This is a genomic window from Gemmobacter aquarius, from assembly GCF_003060865.1.
GTDB classification, from domain to species: Bacteria; Pseudomonadota; Alphaproteobacteria; order Rhodobacterales; family Rhodobacteraceae; genus Paragemmobacter; species Paragemmobacter aquarius.
Window position 1 is genome coordinate 422,411 of record NZ_CP028918.1, and the last position, 20,325, is coordinate 442,735.

Sequence of the window (20,325 nt, forward strand, 5' to 3'; positions counted from 1 at the left end):
ATGGCTGACAAGAAAACCATCGTCGTCAAGCAGGTGGCTTCGGCTGCCCGCCGCCCTGCCGTCCAGACCGCGACCCTGAAAGGGTTGGGCCTGAACAAGATGAACCGCACCCGCGAACTCGAAGACACGCCTTCGGTCCGTGGCATGGTCCGCAAGATCCAGCACCTCGTGCAGATCATCGAAGAGCGCGGCTGATCTTACAGTCAGGGTGGGTGAATCACCCACCCTACCAATTGCAAGACGCCCCTCCGCAAGGTGGGGCGTTTTGCTTTGGTTCAAAATGGCAAGGGCGCGCGCGCCTTTGCCATGCGCTGCGGGTTCCGTCATCCGCCGGTGGCCCAAGGGCCGCGGTCAGCGCCCGTTTCGCCCATGGCGGGCGCTGGCCTCGGTCTGCGATCGGCCGGGCAGGGCAGGGCTTGCCGTTGCCGCACGGGCGGGGAAATGCGGGTCGCGTTTCCGTTGCCGCCCGCTGCAACCGTCTGGAAAATCCCGCCTTGCCCCACGCCCCCCATCCCGCTATACGCCCGCAGTGGCCCCGCGCCACAGAATCAAAAAGAAACGCCGCGTTGCCCTTCATCCGTCGCAGGGTGGGCATTCCGGCTTAGGAGTATGCGACATGAAATTGAATGAACTGCACGACAATCCCGGCGCAGCCAAGAAGCAAAAGCGCGTTGCACGTGGTCCGGGTTCGGGCAAGGGCAAGACCGCTGGCCGTGGTATCAAGGGTCAGAAATCGCGTTCGGGCGTCGCCATCGGCGGCTACGAAGGCGGCCAGATGCCGCTGTACCGTCGTCTTCCCAAGCGCGGCTTCAACAAGCCGAACCGTCTGGAATTCGCGGTCGTCAACCTCGGCCTGATCGAGAAATTCATCGCCCTCGGCAAGCTGGATGCGAAATCGGAAATCACCGAGGACATGATCGTCGCAGCCGGCCTGACCAAGTCGAAGCATGACGGCATCCGCATTCTTGCAAAAGGCGAGATCAAGACCGCGATCAAGCTGAACGTGACCGGCGCTTCTGCATCGGCCATCGAAGCCGTCGCCGCCGCTGGTGGTACGCTGACTGTGAAACCGGCACGCGTCGCCGCTGAATAAGGTGTTGTGAGCGGCCCTTAGACCGCTTACATCACAAGGCGAAGTTTTCCCGCGCCGCCGACCGGAAAACGGTTGGCGGCGTTATCTTATGAAAGAGATCTGGGCATGGCATCTGCTGCAGAGCAAATGGCGGCGAACCTGAGTTGGGCCGCCCTGGGCAAGGCGACCGACCTTCGCCAACGCATCTTCTTCACCCTCGGGCTGTTGATGGTCTACCGGCTGGGAACCTATATCCCCGTTCCGGGCATCGACGGCGCGCAGCTGCGCGAGTTCATGAACGACGCGGGCGCGGGAATCGGGGGCATGCTAAACATGTTCACCGGCGGTGCGATCAGCCGGATGGGCATCTTTGCCCTCGGCATCATGCCCTATATCTCGGCTTCGATCATCGTCCAGCTTCTGACCTCGATGGTCCCCCAACTCGAACAGCTCAAGAAAGAGGGCGAGCAGGGGCGCAAGAAGATCAACCAGTACACCCGCTACGCGACCGTGTTCCTTGCCACCTTCCAGGCCTGGGGCATCGCGGCCTCGATCGAGGCGGGCAATCTGGCGCATGATCCGGGGCTGTTCTTCAAGCTCTCCTGCGTGATCACGCTCGTCGGCGGCACCATGTTCCTGATGTGGCTGGGCGAGCAGATCACCGCGCGCGGCATCGGCAACGGCACTTCGCTGATCATCTTCGTCGGCATCGTCGCGGAAATACCGCGCGCCATGGCGCAGTTTCTGGAAAGCGGCCGTTCGGGTGCGGTGTCGCCGATCGTCATCCTCGGCGTGATGGTGATGATCGTCGTCGTGATCACCTTTGTCGTCTTTCTGGAGCGGGCGCTTCGCAAGATCCACATCCAGTATCCCCGCCGTCAGGTCGGCATGAAGATCTATGACGGCGGCTCGTCGCATCTGCCGATCAAGGTGAACCCCGCCGGCGTGATCCCCGCCATCTTTGCCTCGTCGCTTCTGTTGCTGCCGACCACGATCTCGACCTTTTCGGGCCAATCGACCGGCCCCGTGATGTCGACGATCCTGGCCTACTTTGGCCCTGGCCAGCCGCTGCACCTTTTGTTCTTCGTCGCGATGATCGTGTTCTTCAGCTACTTCTACACCCAGAACGTGGCTTTCAAGGTCGACGAGGTGGCCGAGAACCTGAAGAACCAGAACGGTTTCATCGCAGGCATCCGCCCCGGCAAGAAGACCGAAGAATATCTTGAATATGTGGTCAACCGCGTGCTCGTCCTCGGTTCGGGTTACCTTGCGCTCATCTGTCTCTTGCCGGAAATCCTGCGCAACGAGCTGTCGATCCCCTTTTACTTCGGCGGCACCTCGGTGCTGATCGTGGTGTCGGTCACGATGGACACGATCAACCAGATCCAGTCGCACCTTCTGGCGCATCAATACGAAGGTCTGATCGAGAAATCGCAGCTGCGCGGCAAGAAGCGCACGGCTCCGCGCGCTCCGGCACGGCGCTAAGGGGGCGGGATGGTCAACATCATCCTCCTCGGCCCTCCCGGCGCAGGGAAGGGCACTCAGGCCAAGCGTCTGGTCGACGGGCGCGGCATGGTCCAGCTCTCGACCGGCGACATGTTGCGCGAGGCCAAGACCAGCGGCACCGAAATGGGCAACCGCGTGGCCGAAGTCATGGCCAAGGGTCAGCTTGTGACGGACGAGATCGTGATCGGCCTGATCGAGGAAAAGATCACCGGTCACGCGGGCGGCGGCTTCATTTTCGACGGCTTCCCCCGCACCCTGCCGCAGGCTGATGCACTGGCCGCGCTGATGACCCGCACGGGCCAGACGCTCGACGCGGTGATCGAGATGCAGGTGGATGATGCGGCTTTGGTGGCGCGGATCTCTGGCCGCTACACCTGCGGCAATTGCGGCGCGGTCTATCATGACCAGACCAAACCCACGGCCAAGCCGGGCTGCTGCGATGTCTGTGGGTCCGACAAGATGGTTCGCCGCGCCGACGACAACGAAGACGCGCTGCGCCAGCGGCTGATGGAATATTACAAGAAAACCTCGCCCCTGATCGGCTATTACTACGCCAAGCACCAGCTGCATGCGGTGGATGGTCTGGCCGGGATGGACGCCGTGGCCGATGCCATCGCAAAGGTGCTTGACAGGCAGTGACGAAAGCGGCGGCTCTGCCCTTGACGGGCAGGGGAAAAGCCCCTAAGCCACGGCGTCCCGCAAGGGAATCGTTCGGCCTATCTGATGCTTGGCAGAACAGATTGAATCGGTGGCCGCGCTGATCGCGGCCATCAAGTTGTGAAAAAAGGTTCTGGCATCACGGAACCGCAACGAAAAGGAAGACACGCTTTGGCACGTATTGCTGGCGTCAACATCCCTACCGCGAAACGGGTTCCGATCGCGCTGACCTACATCACCGGCATTGGCCCGCATAATGCGGACACCATCTGCACTGCGCTGAACATCGACCAGTCGCGCCGCGTCAACCAGCTGACCGACGCCGAAGTGCTCGCAATCCGCGAATACATCGACGCGAACTTCACGGTTGAAGGCGACCTTCGCCGCGAAGTCTCGATGAACATCAAGCGCCTGATGGACCTTGGTTGCTACCGTGGCCTGCGTCACCGCAAGAACCTTCCGGTTCGCGGCCAGCGCACGCACACGAACGCGCGGACCCGCAAGGGACCGGCCAAAGCCATCGCCGGCAAGAAGAAATAAGAGGGGCATAGATCATGGCACGCGATACCAAGAAAGACGCCCGTCTGAAGAAAAAAGAACGCAAGAACATCGCCGCTGGCGTTGCTCACGTGAACTCTTCCTTCAACAACACCAAGATCCTGATCTCCGACGTGCAGGGCAACGCCATTTCGTGGTCGTCCTCGGGCACGATGGGCTTCAAGGGTTCGCGCAAGTCGACCCCCTATGCCGCGCAGATGGCCGCAGAAGATGCGGGCCGCAAGGCACAGGAACATGGCGTGAAAACGCTGGAAGTCGAAGTGCAGGGCCCCGGTTCGGGCCGCGAATCGGCGCTCCGCGCACTGGCTGCGGTGGGTTTCAACATCACCTCGATCCGTGATGTCACTCCGCTCGCGCACAACGGCTGCCGTCCGCCGAAGCGCCGCCGCGTCTAAGCTATTTCTAACCGGTCGGGCCGTGCGTTTTCGCGCGGCCCGATTTACGTATTTCTGATCCTCGGGCGTCCGCTGCTTATGGACATGGGCAGCAGACTGGTATGGAGGCGACAGCATGATCCACAAGAACTGGCAAGAACTCATCAAGCCCACGCAATTGGTGGTGCGCCCCGGCGCCGATCCGGTGCGCGTGGCGACCGTGATCGCCGAACCGCTCGAGCGGGGCTTCGGCCTCACGCTGGGCAACGCGCTGCGGCGCGTGCTGATGTCGTCGCTGCAAGGCGGCGCGATCACGAGCGTGCAGATCGACAACGTCCTGCACGAGTTCTCGTCGGTCGCCGGTGTGCGTGAAGACGTCACCGACATCGTGCTGAACCTCAAGGGCGTCAGCTTGAAGATGGAAGTCGAAGGGCCCAAGCGCCTGTCGATCTCGGCCAAGGGTCCGGGCGTCGTCACCGCTGGCGACATTTCCGAATCGAACGGCATCGAGGTTCTGAACAAAGACCACGTGATCTGCCATCTCGACGACGGCGCCGATGTGTTCATGGAACTGACCGTGAACACCGGCAAAGGTTATGTCGCCGCCGACAAGAACAAGCCCGAAGATGCACCGATCGGCCTTATCGCCATCGACGCCATCTTCTCGCCGGTCAAGAAAGTCAGCTACGAAGTCACCCCGACCCGCGAAGGTCAGGTTCTCGACTATGACAAACTGACCATGAAGATCGAAACCAACGGCGCGCTGACCCCCGAAGACGCCGTGGCCTATGCCGCGCGCATCCTGCAGGACCAGCTGTCGATCTTCGTCAACTTCGACGAACCCGAATCGGCCAAGCTGGGCGAAGTCGACGCAGGGCTGGAATTCAATCCGCTCCTGCTCAAGAAAGTCGACGAGCTGGAGCTTTCGGTCCGTTCGGCGAACTGCCTGAAGAATGACAATATCGTCTACATCGGCGACCTGATCCAGAAAACCGAAGCCGAGATGCTCCGCACCCCGAACTTCGGCCGCAAGTCGCTGAACGAGATCAAGGAAGTGCTTTCGGGCATGGGCCTGCATCTCGGGATGGAAGTCGAAGACTGGCCGCCGGAAAACATCGAAGATCTGGCCAAGCGATTCGAAGACCAGTTCTAAGTTACGTGGGGCGGGTCAAACCGCCCCACCTCCAAAATGCCCGGGCTGCCGGGGAAAACATGGGCAATTCCGCCCCAACGAAGCCCGGCCCTACGCAGGCTGTGCAACACAAAGCATAAACGTCCAGGAGACTATCATGCGTCACTCGAACGGCTACCGTAAGCTGAACCGCACCCACGAACACCGCAAGGCGATGTTCGCGAACATGTCCGGCTCGCTCATCGAACACGAACAGATCAAGACCACCTTGCCGAAGGCCAAGGAATTGCGTCCGATCGTCGAAAAGCTGATCACGCTCGCCAAGCGCGGCGACCTGCACGCCCGCCGTCAGGCCCAGGCTGCGCTGAAAGAAGACAAGCATGTCGAGCGGCTGTTTGCCATCCTCGGCCCGCGCTACCAGTCGCGTCAGGGCGGCTATATCCGCATCATGAAGGCCGGTTTCCGCTACGGCGACATGGCCCCGATGGCGATCATCGAGTTCGTGGATCGCGACACCTCGGCCAAGGGCGCCGCTGACCGGGCCCGCACCGAAGCGGCAGACGCCGCCGACGAATAAGCCGCACGGCACCGCCAGCCAGATTATTCGAAAGGCCCGCTTCGGCGGGCTTTTCTTTTGCGCGTTTTTCGCCATGGTCGACGCTGTATCGCCTTGTCAGCCGATACGGAACGTGTGCAATCTATGGATGCAGGAAATTACTTTCTTGCAATCATTAGTAATAAGGGAGCCCGGTTCGGGCACATCATGGCAGAACGCAAGGCACTTTCTTTGCTGCTCGACAAGCTGAACGACCTTGCGCCGATGGGCTATACCGTCGGGTTGCACATCCGCTTTGCCACCCCGCTCGTCTATAAAAGCTCTTACCCCGCCGCGTGGGTCGACCAGTATAACTCGCAGTCCTATTACCTTCGCGACCCGCTGGTTTTCTGGGGCGTCGGGGTGGAAGGCACGACCCGTTGGAGCGCCATTCCCCTGCCTGATCCCTTCAGCGTCATGAAGAAGGCGGCGGCGCACGGGCTCCATTTCGGAGCAGTGTCTTCCTATGGGCCGATCACCTCGCGCTCGATCGTGGGCATCGCCCGCAAGGACCGGGAGTTCACGGACGAGGAGTTGGAGAGTTTGCGCGAGGCCACGATCCAGCTCCATATCGAGGCAAAGCCGTCAAGCGATCTGACACGGGCCCAGATCGAAGCGCTGCGTTGCCTTGCCAACGGGGACAGGCACGCGGCGGCGGCTGACAAACTGGGGATCACCGAAAGTGCGTTCAAGGCGCGGCTGAAGTCCGCCCGCATCCGGCTTGAGGCCAGAACCACGTCCGAGGCCATCAGGAAGGTGCGTGAATACCGCCTTCTCGAATGACCGAGCCGTCCCCTTCACACGGTTAACCCCGAAGAAGGAGACTGACGATGGAAGTGACGACCCTTTCCTTTGACAACCTGCACAACCATGGCACCCTCTTTGCCAATCTGCTGCGCGCCCGCCACCGGACCTTTATCGACGGTGCCGGATGGGACTTGCCGCAGGCCGATGGCATGGAGTTCGACCAATATGACACCCCCGCCAGCCGCTGGGTTGCGGTGCATGAACGCGGGCAGGTGCTGGCTGGCGTGCGGCTGACGCCGACGACGCATCGCTGCGGCATCTACACCTACATGATCCGTGACGCGCAGCTTGGGCTTCTGCCATCCATTCCGCGCGATCTGCTGCACTTTCCGGCACCCGTGGCCGCCAACGTCTGGGAATCGAGCCGCGTCTTCGTGTCCGACACGGTGCCCGCAGCGAACCGGATGCGGGTGCAGATGCAGCTTATCAGCGAAATGGTCATATCTGCCCGCATCTTGGGTGCCACGACGCTGCTCGGGATCATTCCCGAAAACTCGTGGCGTCTGGCACGGCGGGTCGGGCTTGATTGCGTCTCTGCCGGTCCAGTGATGGATACGGGCGGGGCAAGTTCGGTATGCGTGACCATCTCGATGCAGACGAAGCTGCATTAGCTATCGCACCGGCTTGTGAACGGCCACGGCTTGCGGCGGTCGCCTCTGGTGCCCATACCAGAGGCGACAGCCGCCGCGCCAAAGGCCCGCCATGTTTCGCATTCTTCCCCTAGCCGCCCTGATCGCCCTGACCCCGCTTGCGGGAACCGCCCAGACCGTGCCGACAAGCAGCGCCGAAATCGCGCAAAGCTTCTCGCCGGTGGTCAAAGCTACAGCGCCTGCGGTGGTGAACATCTACGCCACGCGCGTTGTCGAACAGCGGGCCAGCCCGTTTGCAGGCGATCCGTTCTTTGACCAGTTCTTTCAGGCTTTCGGCGACAGCCAGCCCCGCGTGCAGAATTCGCTCGGGTCGGGCGTGGTTCTGACGGCCGATGGTATCGTGGTGTCGAATTATCATGTGGTGGGTCAGGCAACCGAGATCCGCGTCGTGATGAACGACCGGCGCGAATATGCGGCCAAGGTCGTGCTGGGCGACGAAGCCTCGGATCTTGCGGTGCTCAGGCTGCAGGGTGCGAAAGATCTGCCTTTCGTTCCCCTGCGCGATTCGGACGAGATCGAGGTGGGCGATCTGGTGCTTGCCATCGGCAATCCCTTTGGCGTTGGCCAAACCGTGTCGCAGGGCATCGTTTCCGGGCTGGCGCGGTCGACCATGCAGCTTGGCAACGGGTCGGGCTATTTCATCCAGACCGATGCCGCCATCAACCCGGGCAATTCTGGCGGTGCCCTTGTCGATACCAAAGGCCGCCTTGTCGGCATCAACACCGCGATCCTGACCCGCAGCGGCGGGTCGCAGGGAATCGGCTTTGCCATTCCGGCCAATCTGGTCGCCAGCATCGTGAAGCAGGCCGAGACGGGGGCCACCCTGTTCCAGCGGCCCTGGGCCGGCCTGTCCGGGCAGGCAATGGACGCCAGCCTTGCCGATTCGCTTGGCTTGCCAAGCCCTGACGGGGTTCTGGTGTCCGATCTGCACCCCGACAGCCCCTTTGCCGCCGCCGGCATCCGCAAGGGCGATGTCATCCTCGCTTTGGGAGGAGAGCCGACGAACACCCCGCAAGAGATCATGTTCCGCCTTGCCTCGCTCGGCCTTGGCGCGCAAACGCGGATCGACTGGCTGCGCGACGGTACGGCGATGTCGGCCATCGTGACGTTGGCCGTTGCCCCCGACACGCCCGACCGTGACAGCACCACCATCACCGCCGACGTGGCGCTGAACGGTCTGACCGTGGCCCGCATCAACCCCGCGGTTACCGCAGAACTCGACCTGCCGTTGAACGCGACAGGCGTCGTGGTGACCGATGCCCAAGCCATCGCCGCCCGCGCCGGTTTCCAGCGGGGTGACATCGTCGTGGCGGTCAACGGGGTGGCGATCAACCTGCCCGCCGATGTGGCCGAGGCCGCTAACGAACCTACGCGCATCTGGTCTGTCGATCTTATACGGGGCGGGCAAAGCTTGCGGTTGCGCTTCCGCTTCTGATCTTTCAACCAGCCCGCCCAGCCGCTAGTCTGGCACTCATGGCAGATCTTTTCGACAGCCCGACCGGCACCACCCCCGAAGGCCCGCGCCCGCTGGCCGACCGCCTGCGCCCGCGCGCCTTGGCGCAAGTGATCGGTCAGGGCCATGTGCTGTCGCCCGAAGGTCCGCTTGGCGCGATGCTGGCCGCCAAAAGCCTGTCGTCGCTTATTCTCTGGGGGCCGCCCGGTGTGGGCAAGACCACGATAGCGCGCCTGCTGGCCGATGAAACCGACCTTGTCTTCGTGCAGATCTCGGCCATCTTCACCGGCGTGCCGGACCTGAAAAAGGTGTTCGAACAGGCCCGCATCCGCCGCCAGAACGGGCGGGGCACGCTTTTGTTCGTCGATGAAATCCACCGTTTCAACAAGGCACAGCAAGACGGTTTCCTGCCGCATATGGAGGATGGCACGATCCTTCTGGTGGGTGCGACCACCGAAAACCCCAGTTTCGAGCTGAACGCCGCGCTTCTGAGCCGCGCGCAGGTCATCGTGCTGGAACGGCTGAACCTGACCGATCTGGAACACATGGCGCAGCGGGCAGAGAAAGAGCTGAACCGCAACCTGCCCTTGACCGGCGAGGCGCGCGAGGCCCTGCTGGAAATGGCCGATGGAGACGGTCGCGGCCTGCTTAACCTGATCGAACAGGTTACGGCCTGGAAGCTCGACAAGCCACTGGACCGGTCGCAGCTGTCCACCCGCCTGATGCGGCGGGCCACGCGGTACGACAAATCGGGCGATGAACATTACAATCTGATTTCCGCCCTGCACAAATCGATCCGTGGGTCCGATCCGGACGCGGCGCTTTACTGGTTCGCCCGCATGCTGGAGGGCGGCGAAGACCCGCGTTTCCTTGCCCGCCGCCTGACGCGCATGGCGGTCGAGGATATCGGCCTTGCCGACCCGCAGGCGCAAGAGGTCTGCCTGCAAGGCTGGCAAACCTATGAACGGCTTGGCAGCCCCGAGGGCGAGTTGGCGCTGGCGCAGGCGGTGGTCTATCTGGCGCTCGCGCCGAAATCGAACGCTGTCTACACCGCCTACAAGGCGGCGCGGGTCGCGGCGCGGGAAACCGGCAGCCATGCGCCGCCCAAGCACATTCTGAACGCACCGACCAAGCTGATGAAGGACATCGGCTATGGCACGGGCTATGCTTATGACCATGATCAGGAAGACGGCTTTTCCGGTCAAGACTATTTCCCCGAAGGCATGAAGCGCCCGGTCTGGTATGCGCCGCCTGAGCGCGGGTTCGAGCGCGAATTGAAAAAGCGGGCCGAGTATTTTGCGAAACTCCGTGTCAAGCGACAGGGGTAAGCCTAGCGGTAAAGCCCTAAGGCTTCGTTAGCGCCGCGTTTTGCCTGTCTGCATCGGTTGTGCACAGGCTGTGCATCGCCCGTTCGCCTGTAACGGTTGACAAATCGCGCCCATGGGCCGAAGGACGGGGCATGATCTCGACCCTGTCCCAAGTCGCCCTTGGCGGTGCCATCGGTGCCGTGCTGCGTTTCCTCGTCGTCGCTGGCGCGGGGCGTATCTTGCCCGGCTGGCCGCTTGGAACGCTGGTTGTCAACGTGCTGGGCTGCTTTGTGATGGGGGTACTTTTCGTCACCCTCGGCCCCCGGAACCACCCGCTTCTGATGACCGGAGTTTTGGGCGGTTTCACTACATTCAGCGCCTTTTCCCTCGACGCCTTCAAGCTGTGGGAGGGCGGTGAACCCGTTCAGGCCGCGCTTTACACAGGGCTGTCGGTGGTGCTTTCCCTTCTCGCCTGCGCCATGGGCGCGGCCCTTGCCCGCGGAGCCCTGACATGAGCGGCGTGAAACTTTTGACCGTATCCGAAGACGAAGGCGAACAGCGGCTAGACCGCTGGTTCAAAAGGCGTTTTCCGCAAATCACCCAAGGCGCCGTCGAAAAGATGTGCCGCACCGGGCAGGTCAGGGTCGATGGCGCCCGCGCCAAAGCCGCCGACCGCATCATCCCCGGCCAGACGGTTCGTGTGCCCCCGCTGCCCGATGCCGAAGCGCCTTCGCGTCCCAAGGAAGGGGGCGTAAGTGCTGCTGACACAAAGATGATTCAGGACTGCGTCATCTTCAAAGACGAGCATATGATCGTCATAAACAAGCCTCCGGGGCTGCCCAGCCAGGGTGGTTCGGGGCAGGGGGACCGCCATGTCGACGGGCTGACCGAGGCGCTGAAGTTCGGCTACAAGGACCGCCCGAAACTGGTGCACCGGCTTGATAAGGATACCTCGGGCCTTCTGATGCTCGCTCGCACCGACCGCGTGGCGCGGGGCCTGTCCGAGGCCCTGCGGCATCGCAACACCCGCAAGATATATTGGGCCGTGGTGGCCGGTGTTCCCAACCCGCGCAAGGGGTCTATCAAATACGGTCTGATGAAGGCGCCGGGCCATGGCAAGCGCGGCGAGGGTGAAAAGATGCTCTGCGTCCATCCGGGCAAGATGGACGAATTTCCCGATGCAAAACGGGCACATACGGATTTCTTCACGCTCTGGTTCCTTGGCACGCGCCTGTCGTGGATGGCGCTTGAACCCGTGACCGGACGTACGCACCAGTTGCGCGCCCATATGGCCGAAATCGGGCATCCGATCGTTGGCGACGGCAAGTATGGTGGCGGCGAGTCCGAGAATATGGGCGATGGTTGGGGCGCCTCGATCGGGGGCGATCTGAGCCGCAAACTGCATCTGCATGCGCGGATGCTTTCGGTGGAACACCCGATCACGAAAAAGATGATGACCTTTACCGCCCCCTTGCCCGACCACATGGCGCGGACGTGGAAGACGTTGGACTGGAAGGAAAATGACGTGCCGGCCGACCCGTTCGAGGTCTTCAAGTGAGCGCATGGAAGGCCAAGCGTTTCTGGAAGGAAGTCACGATCGAGGCGGTCGCGGGCGGCTTCACCGTCCGGCTTGACGGGCGACCGGTCAAGACGCCGGCCAAGACATCGCTCGTGGTGCCAACGGTTGCCTTGGCCGATGCGATTGCGGCCGAGTGGAATGCCCAAAGCGGTTTGGTCAAGCCCGAGACGATGCCATTCACGCGGTCTGCCAATTCGGCGCTGGACAAGATCGTTCCGCAATTCGACGCGGTGGTCGAAATGCTGGCGGCTTATGGCGGGACCGATCTTCTTTGCTATCGCGCCATCGGTCCCGAGTCGCTGGTTGCGCGGCAAGCGGCTGGCTGGGACCCGCTGCTTGGCTGGGCGTCCGAAGCCTTGCGAGTGCCCTTGGTCGCTACCGCCGGGGTGATGCATATCGCACAAGAACCGGCCTCTCTGGCGCGGTTGCACGCTATCGTCGCTTCGTTCAACCCTTTTGAACTGGCCGCTTTTCATGACCTCGTCGCGATTTCAGGGTCGTTGATCCTTGCGTTGGCGGTGACGCGCGGCAGGCTTTCGGCAGAAGCGGCCTGGGCGCTGTCGCGTATCGACGAGACCTGGCAGATCGAGCAATGGGGCGAGGACGAGGAAGCCGCCGCGTCCGAGGCCGTGCGTGAGGCGGACTTTCTGCAAGCGGGGCGATTCTACGCATTGTGCGGGTGACAATCCTGCTTATTTCTTGTGCGCCCCTTGCGCTTGCTGCCTTATGACATAGCTAACGCGTTGCCAGCATTGCATATTGTGGTGCAGCAAGGCTTGGGCTTGACCTTTCAAACCGCTTTCGGGGAAACTCGCGATTACGGGAGAGGTTTTCGCCTAGGCACCTCCCTCCGCTTCGGCGGGGAAAAACAAAACGTCGCCCGGAATCGGGCGGTATAACTCAGGAAGAGGTAAGAATGAAAAAATCCGTATTCCTCGGTGTCGTCGCAGCAACTGCGATGACCGCGGGCTTCGCTTCGGCTGCAACGCTTGACGACGTCAAGGCGCGTGGCGAGTTGCTTTGCGGGTCGAACACCGGTCTGACCGGTTTCGGTGCACCCGATGCAAACGGCAACTGGGTCGGCTTTGACGTGTCGCTGTGCCGTGCGGTTGCTGCCGCCGTGCTGGGCGACCCCTCCAAGGTGAAATTCGTCCCGACCACCGGTGAGACCCGTTTCACCGCACTGGCTTCGGGCGAAGTCGACCTGCTGGTCCGCAACTCGACTTGGACCTTTTCGCGCGACAACGACCTGAAGCTCGATTTCGTTGCGGTCAACTACTATGACGGTCAAGGTTTCATGGTCAAAAAAGACCTTGGCGTTTCTTCGGCCAAGGAACTCGATGGCGCCACCGTCTGCATTCAGACCGGCACCACGACCGAATTGAACCTTGCTGACTTCTTCAAGTTCAACAACATCACCTATACCCCCGTCACCGTGCAGGACGACTCGGAAGCGCAGCGCCAGTATCTGGCCGGTGCTTGCGACGCCTACACGACCGACGCGTCGGGTCTGGCTGCATCGCGCGCCACCATGGCCGATCCGGAAAACCACATCATCCTTCCGGAAATCATCTCGAAAGAGCCGCTCGGCCCGGTCGTGCGCCATGGTGACAACCAATGGGGCGATATCGTCCGTTGGACCTATTTCGCGCTGCTGATCGCAGAAGAAAAAGGCATCACCAAAGCGAACATCGAAGAAGTTGCAGCCTCCTCGACCGACCCCGAAGTGCGCCGTCTGCTTGGCCTCGAAGGGGATTCGGGCGTCATGATGGGTCTGGACAACAGCTGGGCGAAGAACGCCATTGCCGCCAACGGCAACTACGGCGAAATCTTCGAAGCCAACATCGGCACGTCGACCCCGATCGGTCTGGCGCGCGGCCTGAACGCGCTGTGGACCCAGGGCGGCCTGCAGTACGCGCCCCCGCTGCGCTAATCGCTACAGGGGCGCGCGGGAAACTGCGCGCCCTTTTTCTGCCTGATGACCACAACCCGATCCGCGCGCTTCAAACAGCGACATAACCGGCGCAAAGCCGGACCCACGGATCGGAAACAGGGGAAGTTTTGACGATGGCTATGGCCTCCGAGGCGCCGAAAGATGGCTTTCGGCTTTCCATGCTCATTTACGACACGCGGTTCCGTTCGTTCACCATCCAGGTGATCGTGCTGATACTCGTGTTGCTTGGCATTGCGTGGCTTGTGGACAATACGATCCAGAACCTTGCCGCCAAGGATAAGGACATCAGCTTCGGCTTCCTGTGGAACCGCGCCGGTTACGACATCGAGCAACAGCTTATTCCCTATACGAACGACAGCACGCATGGCCGCGCGGCGATCATCGGACTGCTGAACACACTGGTCGTTGCCTTTTGGGGCTGCATTTTCGCAACCGTGATCGGGGTTTTCGTGGGCGTTCTGCGCCTGTCGAAGAACTGGCTCGTCGGTCGGCTGATGACGGTCTATGTCGAGGCATTCCGCAACGTGCCGCTATTGCTCTGGATCATCGTCGTCTTCGTCGTGACCTCGGAAACCGCGCCGCAGCCCAAGGATTTCAAGGTTACGGCCGAGATGATCCAGACCGGCGCAGAACCTGCGGCGCAAAAGGTGCTGTTCGACAGCATCGCCATAACCAATCGTGGCTGGTTCATCCCCGGCCCACTGTTCGAGCGCCCGCTTCCGACGATTAATCTGGGGTCCATGTCGATCAACCTGACCTGGCTTGCCGTGGTTATCGTGCTGGTGGGGTCTTTCTGGGCAAACCGCCGTGTTTTGCGCCATGCGCGGCTGGTGCAGGAAGATACGGGTATCCGTCCTGTCACCTGGTGGAAGAGTCTGCTGATCCTGATCGCGCCGATCGTGATCTTGCTCGTCGCAATGGGCTTCCATCTGGACATCCCGGTGTTCCCGACCGACGATGCCGGTGTTTCCAAGGGGTTCAATTTTCAGGGCGGTATTCTGGTTCAGCACAGCTTCAGCGCCCTGCTGATCGCGCTATCGCTGTATACCGGTGCCTTCATTGCCGAGGCGGTGCGGGCCGGTGTGCTGGCAATCAGCCGTGGCCAGACCGAGGCCGCCTATGCGCTTGGCCTGCGCCCGGGGCGGACGATGAACCTGATCGTTCTTCCGCAAGCGTTGAGGGTGATCATCCCTCCGCTGATCTCGCAATATCTGAACCTGACCAAGAACACCTCGCTTGGCATCGCCGTCAGCTACCTTGACCTGCGCGGCACGCTGGGCGGGATCACGCTGAACCAGACGGGACGCGAGCTTGAGTGTATGTTGCTGATGATGGCGATCTATCTGACCATCAGCCTGATCATCTCGTCGCTGATGAACGTCTTCAACTCTGCCGTCAAACTGAAGGAGCGTTGAGCATGTCAGACACCCATGCCGAAACCGCCTTCATCCGGACCGAGATGCTGGCACCTGCGCTTCCGCCCGTCACCGAGCGTGGCGCAATCAAGTGGCTGCGCGAGAACCTGTTTGCGGGCTGGCTGAATACGGCGCTCACGCTTGTCAGCCTGCTGCTGGTGCTGATGCTGCTGGCCAAGATCATGCCTTGGTGGCTGAACGGTGTATGGAACGCCAATTCGCTGGGCGAGTGCCGCACGATAGCGGGGCCGGAAGGCGGGGCGTGCTGGGCCGTCATCAAGGCGCGCTGGCACCAGTATATCTTTGGCTTTTACCCGCAGGATGCCTATTGGCGCCCGATCCTCGCCTTTGGCCTGATGTTCGTGGCCCTGGCGCCGGTGCTGTATTACGGGCTGCGCAGCGGGGCAAAGCTGATCGGCGTGGTCGCGGTGCTGACCGTGATTTCGCTGGCCTTGCTGGATCACAACATCGTCCATGTCCTCGTGATTGCGGCTCTGATGGCGGGTCTGTTCGCCCTGTCATGGGTGGCGCCGAAGCGTCTTGTCTATGTCACTTTGCTTTACCCCTTCATCGCCTTCTGGCTGCTATGGGGCGGGTCGATCTGGAAGCCGGTGGCGACGCTGCTCGGGTTCGGTGTGCTGGTTCTGGGCTACCGCCTAGTTCAGCCGCGTCTGGGCGTGGTGATGGGAACGGCCATCGGGTTCGTTGCTGCCTGTGTCTATTGGCTGTTCCTGCAAGGGTTCGTGACTGGCGCGCTTGCGGGGTTGCCGCCAAGCCTGCCGGCGGTGGGTTCCGACCAGTTCGGTGGGTTCCTTCTGGCCTTCGTTATCGGGGTGACAGCGATTATTTGTTCGCTGCCCATCGGGGTGCTGCTGGCGCTGGGGCGCCGGTCGGATATGGTGCTTATCAAGACGCTGTCGGTGGGGTTCATCGAATTCATTCGTGGCGTGCCGCTGATCACCATGCTGTTCACGGCGTCGCTGCTGTTGCAGTATTTCCTGCCGCCGCAGACCAATTTCGACCTGATCCTGCGCGTCGTCATCCTAGTCACCCTGTTCGCTGCAGCCTATATCGCCGAGGTCATCCGCGGTGGTCTGGCGGCACTGCCGCGCGGGCAATATGAGGCGGCCGATGCCTTGGGGCTGGATTACTGGCAGGCGCAGCGGCTGATCATCATGCCGCAGGCGTTGAAGATTTCCATTCCGGGGATCGTTTCGACGTTTATCGGGCTGTTCAAGGACACGACGCTGGTCAGCTTTGTCGGCCTGCTCGACCCGCTGCGCGGGGTGACGCAGATCGTCCGCGCCGACATCAACTGGAAGGGCATCTACTGGGAGCCCTACATTTTTGTCGGTTTCATCTTCTTTCTCATCTGCTTCGGCATGTCCCGATACTCGATGTATCTGGAACAGAAGCTGAAGACCGACCATCGCTGAGGGATCACGCAAAATGGCTGAAGCACAGACGAAAATGCAGGTTTCGGACGAAGTCGCGATCCGTATCAGCAATATGAACAAGTGGTACGGCACGTTCCACGTGCTGCGCGACATCGACATGACGGTGAACCGGGGCGAGCGGATCGTGATCTGTGGGCCTTCGGGGTCCGGCAAGTCGACCCTGATCCGCTGCATCAACCGGCTGGAAGAGCACCAGCAGGGCGAGATCGTGGTGGACGGCACCGAACTGACCAGCGACCTTAAGAACATCGACAAGGTCCGGTCCGAGGTCGGGATGGTGTTCCAGCACTTCAACCTGTTCCCGCATCTGACCATTCTGGAGAACTGCACCCTCGCGCCGATCTGGGTTCGCAAGACTCCGAAGCGCGAGGCGGAAGAAATCGCGATGCACTTCCTGACCAAGGTCAAGATCCCCGAACAGGCGCATAAATATCCCGGGCAGCTTTCAGGCGGGCAGCAGCAACGGGTTGCGATTGCGCGGTCCTTGTGCATGAAGCCGCGGATCATGCTGTTCGACGAGCCGACAAGCGCGCTGGACCCCGAGATGATCAAAGAGGTCTTGGACACCATGATCGCCTTGGCCGAAGAAGGCATGACGATGATTTGCGTGACGCATGAGATGGGTTTTGCCCAAGCCGTCGCCAACCGAGTGATCTTTATGGATCAGGGCCAGATCGTCGAACAGAACGAGCCGAAAGAGTTCTTCAACAACCCGAAAAGCGACCGGACCAAGCTGTTCCTTTCGCAGATTCTTGGTCACTGACAAGGGCTTACGGGTGCGCGGCGAACGCGCACCCTGCGACTGTCAGCTGTCTATTTCGCGGGGGACGATGAAATCGTCGACCACGCCCTGAGCCCAAGCAACATCATCCCATGTGTCGATCGAGAAATCGCACACCAGCGTGGCGCCCGTCGGATAGCGCGCAAATTCGGGGTTTGACAACTCTCGGGCCACAAGTTTCCGCGCGAATTCACCGATGCCGGGATTGTGGCCGATCATCATCACCGTGTCGGCCTTGGCATGGCGCAGCACGGCCAGCATGACATCGGCACCTGCGTGGTAGAGTGCGGGTTTCAGTTCGAGAACCGGTGTGCCGGGCAGGGCGGGGGCGATGCCGCTCCATGTCTTGCGGGTGCGTAGCGCGTCGGAGCAGAGCACCTCGCCCGGGATATAGCCGCGTGAGGCGAGCCAGACGCCGAGATCGGCTGCAGCGGCCTTGCCGCGTTCGTTCAGCGGGCGGTCATGGTCTGGGGTCAGCGGATCGTCCCAGCTCGATTTGGCGTGGCGCGTCAGGATCAACCGCTTCATTTAGTCTGCCCCCCGTTTATGGCGGGGTGTTCAACTCACCCCGTGGAATCGGCGCATGTGGTAGGCCGACTGTTCCGCAACTCTTGCATAGGCTTGCGACAGCGGGCAAGCGCGACGGGTTTGACAGCCAGCGGTCAGGCAGGGTGCGCCTTGGGTCGTGTCGAGGAAGGCGTGGCAGGCAGGGACGTCGTAACCCGATGCGGTCAGCGCGGCCGGAGGGCAGGCGGTGAGGCAGGGTTTGGTCTCGCACGTGTCGCAGGGTTTTGGCTGTGGAGCGGGGATGTCGATCCTGTCGCGCAAGGCGAGGGCGCCACGGAAGCTGACGAGCAGCCCTTGGCTGGCGTGGACGAGTAGGCGGACCGGGCTGTCGTAGCAGCGCCCCGATTGCAGTGCCCAGCGGTAGAAGGGATGGTAGGGTGGGCCGCCGAAGGGAAAGAGCGCCTTGGCGCCAAGGTCGCAGGCGATGGTGCCGATGATACGGCGCGACCAGCGGTCGACGGGGTCGGGCTTGCCGTCGGACCATTCCGGTTGCGCTGTCAGATGCGGCCAAAAGCCAGGTTCGGCGGGACCAAGAAGCAGAAGGGTACGCGTTCCGGCGGGCAGGGTGTCGTCTGCCTGCGGATGGAATCCGCCCAATATTTCAAGCCGATGGGCAGCGAGGGTTTCAGGCAGGCTCACCTTTTGACGCGGGGTTTGACGCGGGGTTCGGTCGAGCGGATCTGGCTGCCTGCGCCGTGGTCGGTGAACAACTCCATCAGGCAGGCGTTTGGAACGCGACCGTCGAGGATGGTGACGGCGCGGACGCCTTCGTCGAGGGCGGCGAGGGCGGTTTCGGTTTTTGGGATCATGCCGCCGCCGATGGTGCCATCGTCTATCATGGCGCGGACTTCCTCGGGGGTGATTGCCGTCATGATCTCGCCCGCCGCGTTTTTGACGCCGGAGATATCGGTGAGCAGGAGCAGGCGATCGGCTTTGAGGGCGCCTGCGATGGCGCCCGCGGCGGTATCGCCATTGACGTTGAAGGTTTCGTTGTCGGCCATGCCGGTGGCGACGGGGGCGACGACGGGGACGATGCCGGCGTTGTAGAGATCGCGCAGGACCTGGACGTTCATTTCGATTGGGCGGCCCACGAAACCGAGTTCGGGGTCGTCGGCTTCGCAGACCATCAGATCGTCGTCCTTGCCGGAAATGCCGACGGCGCGACCGCCTGCGTCCATGATCGCCTGAACGATGCGCTTGTTCACGAGGCCCGAAAGAATCATCTCGACCACTTGCACGGTGGCCTTGTCGGTGACGCGTTTGCCGCGCACGAAGGTGGACTTTATACCAAGCTTTTCAAGCATTTCATTGATCATCGGCCCCCCGCCGTGGACCACGACGGGGTTCACGCCGACCTGCCGCATCAGGACGATGTCGCGGGCGAATTCGGCCATGGCGGCGTCGTCGCCCATGGCGTTGCCGCCGAATTTGACCACCACCACCGCGCCGGAATAGCGCTGCAGGTAGGGGAGCGCTTCGGAGAGCATCTTGGCGGTGAAGGCGGCATCGGACATGGAGCTGGTCTGCGGTTTCATGGGGCCTCACAGAGGGCGATTGCCTTGCTTGCTTAGTCTTATGGCGGCGGTCTGCCAAGCCGCTTTGCGTGGGGTGCTTTCCTTTCGGCGGGGCGCCCCTTAGGATCGGAGCGAAATGGGGATTGCATCATGACCGGACAGAAAACACTCGTATTAACAGGGGCTTCGCGGGGGATCGGGCATGCGACGGTGAAGCGGTTTTCGGCAGAAGGGTGGCGGGTGCTGACCTGTTCGCGCCAGCCCTTCGATCCGCGTTGCCCCTGGCCGGGGGGCGAGGAGAACCATATCCAGATCGACCTTGCCAGCCCGGACAAGACCATTGCGGCGATCGAGACGATCAAGGCAAAGGTCAATGGAAGGGTGGATGCACTGGTCAACAATGCCGGTATCTCGCCCAAGGGGGAGGGGGGTAAGCGGTTGAATACATTGGAAACCGACCTGCGGACCTGGGGTCAGGTGTTCCATGTGAACTTTTTTTCGTCGGTGATTCTGGCGCGCGGGCTGAAGGATGAGTTGATGGCGGCCAAGGGGGCGATCGTCAATGTCACCTCGATTGCGGGGGTTCGGGTTCACCCCTTTGCGGGGGCGGCTTATGCCACGTCGAAGGCGGCTCTGGCGGCGCTGACGCGGGAAATGGCCCATGATTTCGGGCCTTTAGGGGTTCGGGTCAATGCCATTGCACCGGGCGAGGTGGAGACCGCGATCCTGTCGCCGGGGACGGACAAGATCGTGGAAAAACTGCCGATGCAGAGGTTGGGGCAGCCGAAGGAAGTGGCGGATGTGATCTGGTTTCTATGCTCGGACCAGTCGTCCTATATCTCGGGCGCCGAGATCGAGGTGAACGGGGCGCAGCATGTCTGAGCGAGGATCGCGCGATGCACAGTCTGTGCACAGGCGATGCATACGAATCTGCGAAAAGCGTTAAG

23 protein-coding genes are annotated in these 20,325 nt (G+C 61.8%); 20 read left to right on the plus strand and 3 right to left on the minus strand.

From position 1 onward, the window contains the following. The 19 genes from rpmD to HYN69_RS02125 all read left to right on the plus strand — a co-directional run bounded on the left by rpmD (position 1) and on the right by HYN69_RS02125 (position 17,279). Entirely contained in the window at positions 1 to 195 is a 195-nt protein-coding gene (gene rpmD, locus HYN69_RS02035; protein WP_108434276.1) for a 50S ribosomal protein L30, read from the plus strand. 421 nt (positions 196 to 616) lie between these two features. Next, positions 617 to 1,093 carry a 50S ribosomal protein L15 gene (rplO, locus tag HYN69_RS02040; protein WP_108434277.1) on the plus strand — a complete coding sequence of 159 codons (477 nt, stop codon included), beginning with the start codon at positions 617 to 619 and terminating at the stop codon, positions 1,091 to 1,093. A gap of 105 nt (positions 1,094 to 1,198) precedes the next feature. Continuing rightward, a complete protein-coding gene (gene secY, locus HYN69_RS02045) occupies positions 1,199 to 2,557 on the plus strand; it encodes a preprotein translocase subunit SecY (RefSeq protein ID WP_108434278.1) in 1,359 nt (452 codons plus the stop codon). Between the two features lie 9 nt (positions 2,558 to 2,566). Then, complete coding sequence (locus HYN69_RS02050) at positions 2,567 to 3,217, plus strand: adenylate kinase (RefSeq protein WP_108434279.1); 651 nt, start codon at positions 2,567 to 2,569, stop codon at positions 3,215 to 3,217. Between the two features lie 189 nt (positions 3,218 to 3,406). Next, a complete protein-coding gene (gene rpsM / locus HYN69_RS02055) occupies positions 3,407 to 3,775 on the plus strand; it encodes a 30S ribosomal protein S13 (RefSeq protein WP_108434280.1) in 369 nt (122 codons plus the stop codon). A gap of 14 nt (positions 3,776 to 3,789) precedes the next feature. Beyond that, complete coding sequence (gene rpsK, locus HYN69_RS02060; RefSeq protein WP_108434281.1) at positions 3,790 to 4,188, plus strand: 30S ribosomal protein S11; 399 nt, start codon at positions 3,790 to 3,792, stop codon at positions 4,186 to 4,188. Between the two features lie 115 nt (positions 4,189 to 4,303). Then, a complete protein-coding gene (locus HYN69_RS02065) occupies positions 4,304 to 5,320 on the plus strand; it encodes a DNA-directed RNA polymerase subunit alpha (RefSeq protein WP_108434282.1) in 1,017 nt (338 codons plus the stop codon). A gap of 136 nt (positions 5,321 to 5,456) precedes the next feature. Next, positions 5,457 to 5,876, plus strand: coding sequence for a 50S ribosomal protein L17 (rplQ, locus tag HYN69_RS02070; RefSeq protein ID WP_108434283.1), 420 nt, complete (start codon positions 5,457 to 5,459; stop codon positions 5,874 to 5,876). Positions 5,877 to 6,062: 186 nt separating this feature from the next. Further along, the gene (locus tag HYN69_RS02075; RefSeq protein WP_108434284.1) at positions 6,063 to 6,677 is read left to right on the plus strand and encodes a helix-turn-helix transcriptional regulator; all 615 of its coding nucleotides are present in this window, start codon (positions 6,063 to 6,065) and stop codon (positions 6,675 to 6,677) included. A gap of 47 nt (positions 6,678 to 6,724) precedes the next feature. Beyond that, positions 6,725 to 7,312 carry an acyl-homoserine-lactone synthase gene (locus HYN69_RS02080; RefSeq protein WP_108434285.1) on the plus strand — a complete coding sequence of 196 codons (588 nt, stop codon included), beginning with the start codon at positions 6,725 to 6,727 and terminating at the stop codon, positions 7,310 to 7,312. 91 nt (positions 7,313 to 7,403) lie between these two features. Further along, the gene (locus HYN69_RS02085) at positions 7,404 to 8,786 is read left to right on the plus strand and encodes a Do family serine endopeptidase (protein ID WP_108434286.1); all 1,383 of its coding nucleotides are present in this window, start codon (positions 7,404 to 7,406) and stop codon (positions 8,784 to 8,786) included. Between the two features lie 38 nt (positions 8,787 to 8,824). Beyond that, positions 8,825 to 10,132 (plus strand): replication-associated recombination protein A, encoded by a 1,308-nt coding sequence (locus HYN69_RS02090; RefSeq protein ID WP_108434287.1) that lies wholly within the window; start codon positions 8,825 to 8,827, stop codon positions 10,130 to 10,132. A 131-nt stretch (positions 10,133 to 10,263) separates the two neighbouring features. Beyond that, positions 10,264 to 10,626, plus strand: coding sequence for a fluoride efflux transporter CrcB (crcB, locus tag HYN69_RS02095; RefSeq protein WP_108434288.1), 363 nt, complete (start codon positions 10,264 to 10,266; stop codon positions 10,624 to 10,626). Beyond that, positions 10,623 to 11,669 (plus strand): RluA family pseudouridine synthase, encoded by a 1,047-nt coding sequence (locus HYN69_RS02100; RefSeq protein WP_108434289.1) that lies wholly within the window; start codon positions 10,623 to 10,625, stop codon positions 11,667 to 11,669. Before crcB ends, HYN69_RS02100 begins: the two co-directional genes overlap by 4 nt. Next, on the plus strand, positions 11,666 to 12,373 hold the full coding sequence (locus HYN69_RS02105; RefSeq protein ID WP_108434290.1) for an ATP12 family chaperone protein: 708 nt from the start codon (positions 11,666 to 11,668) through the stop codon (positions 12,371 to 12,373). The genes HYN69_RS02100 and HYN69_RS02105 overlap by 4 nt, the downstream gene beginning before the upstream one ends. 233 nt (positions 12,374 to 12,606) lie before the next feature. Continuing rightward, positions 12,607 to 13,623 carry an amino acid ABC transporter substrate-binding protein gene (locus tag HYN69_RS02110; protein ID WP_108434291.1) on the plus strand — a complete coding sequence of 339 codons (1,017 nt, stop codon included), beginning with the start codon at positions 12,607 to 12,609 and terminating at the stop codon, positions 13,621 to 13,623. Positions 13,624 to 13,757: 134 nt separating this feature from the next. Further along, entirely contained in the window at positions 13,758 to 15,059 is a 1,302-nt protein-coding gene (locus HYN69_RS02115; protein WP_108434292.1) for an amino acid ABC transporter permease, read from the plus strand. A 2-nt stretch (positions 15,060 to 15,061) separates the two neighbouring features. Further along, positions 15,062 to 16,495 (plus strand): amino acid ABC transporter permease, encoded by a 1,434-nt coding sequence (locus HYN69_RS02120; protein WP_108434293.1) that lies wholly within the window; start codon positions 15,062 to 15,064, stop codon positions 16,493 to 16,495. Positions 16,496 to 16,508: 13 nt separating this feature from the next. Then, entirely contained in the window at positions 16,509 to 17,279 is a 771-nt protein-coding gene (locus HYN69_RS02125; protein WP_108434294.1) for an amino acid ABC transporter ATP-binding protein, read from the plus strand. Between the two features lie 42 nt (positions 17,280 to 17,321). Here the strand turns inward: HYN69_RS02125 and HYN69_RS02130 are convergent, their stop codons facing one another. The 3 genes from HYN69_RS02130 to argB are packed head-to-tail and all read right to left on the minus strand — an operon-like array spanning position 17,322 to position 19,378. Then, a complete protein-coding gene (locus tag HYN69_RS02130) occupies positions 17,322 to 17,825 on the minus strand; it encodes a SixA phosphatase family protein (protein WP_108434295.1) in 504 nt (167 codons plus the stop codon). A 30-nt stretch (positions 17,826 to 17,855) separates the two neighbouring features. Further along, a complete protein-coding gene (locus tag HYN69_RS02135; protein ID WP_108434296.1) occupies positions 17,856 to 18,503 on the minus strand; it encodes a ferredoxin in 648 nt (215 codons plus the stop codon). Then, a complete protein-coding gene (gene argB / locus HYN69_RS02140; protein ID WP_108436984.1) occupies positions 18,500 to 19,378 on the minus strand; it encodes an acetylglutamate kinase in 879 nt (292 codons plus the stop codon). Before argB ends, HYN69_RS02135 begins: the two co-directional genes overlap by 4 nt. A 150-nt stretch (positions 19,379 to 19,528) precedes the next feature. On the opposite strand from argB, the gene HYN69_RS02145 reads away from it, so the two are divergent. Next, positions 19,529 to 20,260 (plus strand): SDR family oxidoreductase, encoded by a 732-nt coding sequence (locus tag HYN69_RS02145; RefSeq protein ID WP_108434297.1) that lies wholly within the window; start codon positions 19,529 to 19,531, stop codon positions 20,258 to 20,260. Positions 20,261 to 20,325: the final 65 nt, after the last annotated feature.

Bases quoted from the DNA above. Each gene is read 5' to 3' on its own strand.
- rpmD (WP_108434276.1), top strand. From the start codon at position 1: ATGGCTGACAAGAAAACCATCGTCGTCAAGCAGGTGGCTTCGGCTGCC.
- rplO (WP_108434277.1), top strand. From the start codon at position 617: ATGAAATTGAATGAACTGCACGACAATCCCGGCGCAGCCAAGAAGCAA.
- secY (WP_108434278.1), top strand. From the start codon at position 1,199: ATGGCATCTGCTGCAGAGCAAATGGCGGCGAACCTGAGTTGGGCCGCC.
- HYN69_RS02050 (WP_108434279.1), top strand. From the start codon at position 2,567: ATGGTCAACATCATCCTCCTCGGCCCTCCCGGCGCAGGGAAGGGCACT.
- rpsK (WP_108434281.1), top strand. From the start codon at position 3,790: ATGGCACGCGATACCAAGAAAGACGCCCGTCTGAAGAAAAAAGAACGC.
- HYN69_RS02065 (WP_108434282.1), top strand. From the start codon at position 4,304: ATGATCCACAAGAACTGGCAAGAACTCATCAAGCCCACGCAATTGGTG.
- rplQ (WP_108434283.1), top strand. From the start codon at position 5,457: ATGCGTCACTCGAACGGCTACCGTAAGCTGAACCGCACCCACGAACAC.
- HYN69_RS02075 (WP_108434284.1), top strand. From the start codon at position 6,063: ATGGCAGAACGCAAGGCACTTTCTTTGCTGCTCGACAAGCTGAACGAC.
- HYN69_RS02080 (WP_108434285.1), top strand. From the start codon at position 6,725: ATGGAAGTGACGACCCTTTCCTTTGACAACCTGCACAACCATGGCACC.
- HYN69_RS02085 (WP_108434286.1), top strand. From the start codon at position 7,404: ATGTTTCGCATTCTTCCCCTAGCCGCCCTGATCGCCCTGACCCCGCTT.
- HYN69_RS02090 (WP_108434287.1), top strand. From the start codon at position 8,825: ATGGCAGATCTTTTCGACAGCCCGACCGGCACCACCCCCGAAGGCCCG.
- crcB (WP_108434288.1), top strand. From the start codon at position 10,264: ATGATCTCGACCCTGTCCCAAGTCGCCCTTGGCGGTGCCATCGGTGCC.
- HYN69_RS02100 (WP_108434289.1), top strand. From the start codon at position 10,623: ATGAGCGGCGTGAAACTTTTGACCGTATCCGAAGACGAAGGCGAACAG.
- HYN69_RS02110 (WP_108434291.1), top strand. From the start codon at position 12,607: ATGAAAAAATCCGTATTCCTCGGTGTCGTCGCAGCAACTGCGATGACC.
- HYN69_RS02115 (WP_108434292.1), top strand. From the start codon at position 13,758: ATGGCTATGGCCTCCGAGGCGCCGAAAGATGGCTTTCGGCTTTCCATG.
- HYN69_RS02120 (WP_108434293.1), top strand. From the start codon at position 15,062: ATGTCAGACACCCATGCCGAAACCGCCTTCATCCGGACCGAGATGCTG.
- HYN69_RS02125 (WP_108434294.1), top strand. From the start codon at position 16,509: ATGGCTGAAGCACAGACGAAAATGCAGGTTTCGGACGAAGTCGCGATC.
- HYN69_RS02130 (WP_108434295.1), bottom strand. From the start codon at position 17,825: ATGAAGCGGTTGATCCTGACGCGCCACGCCAAATCGAGCTGGGACGAT.
- argB (WP_108436984.1), bottom strand. From the start codon at position 19,378: ATGTCCGATGCCGCCTTCACCGCCAAGATGCTCTCCGAAGCGCTCCCC.
- HYN69_RS02145 (WP_108434297.1), top strand. From the start codon at position 19,529: ATGACCGGACAGAAAACACTCGTATTAACAGGGGCTTCGCGGGGGATC.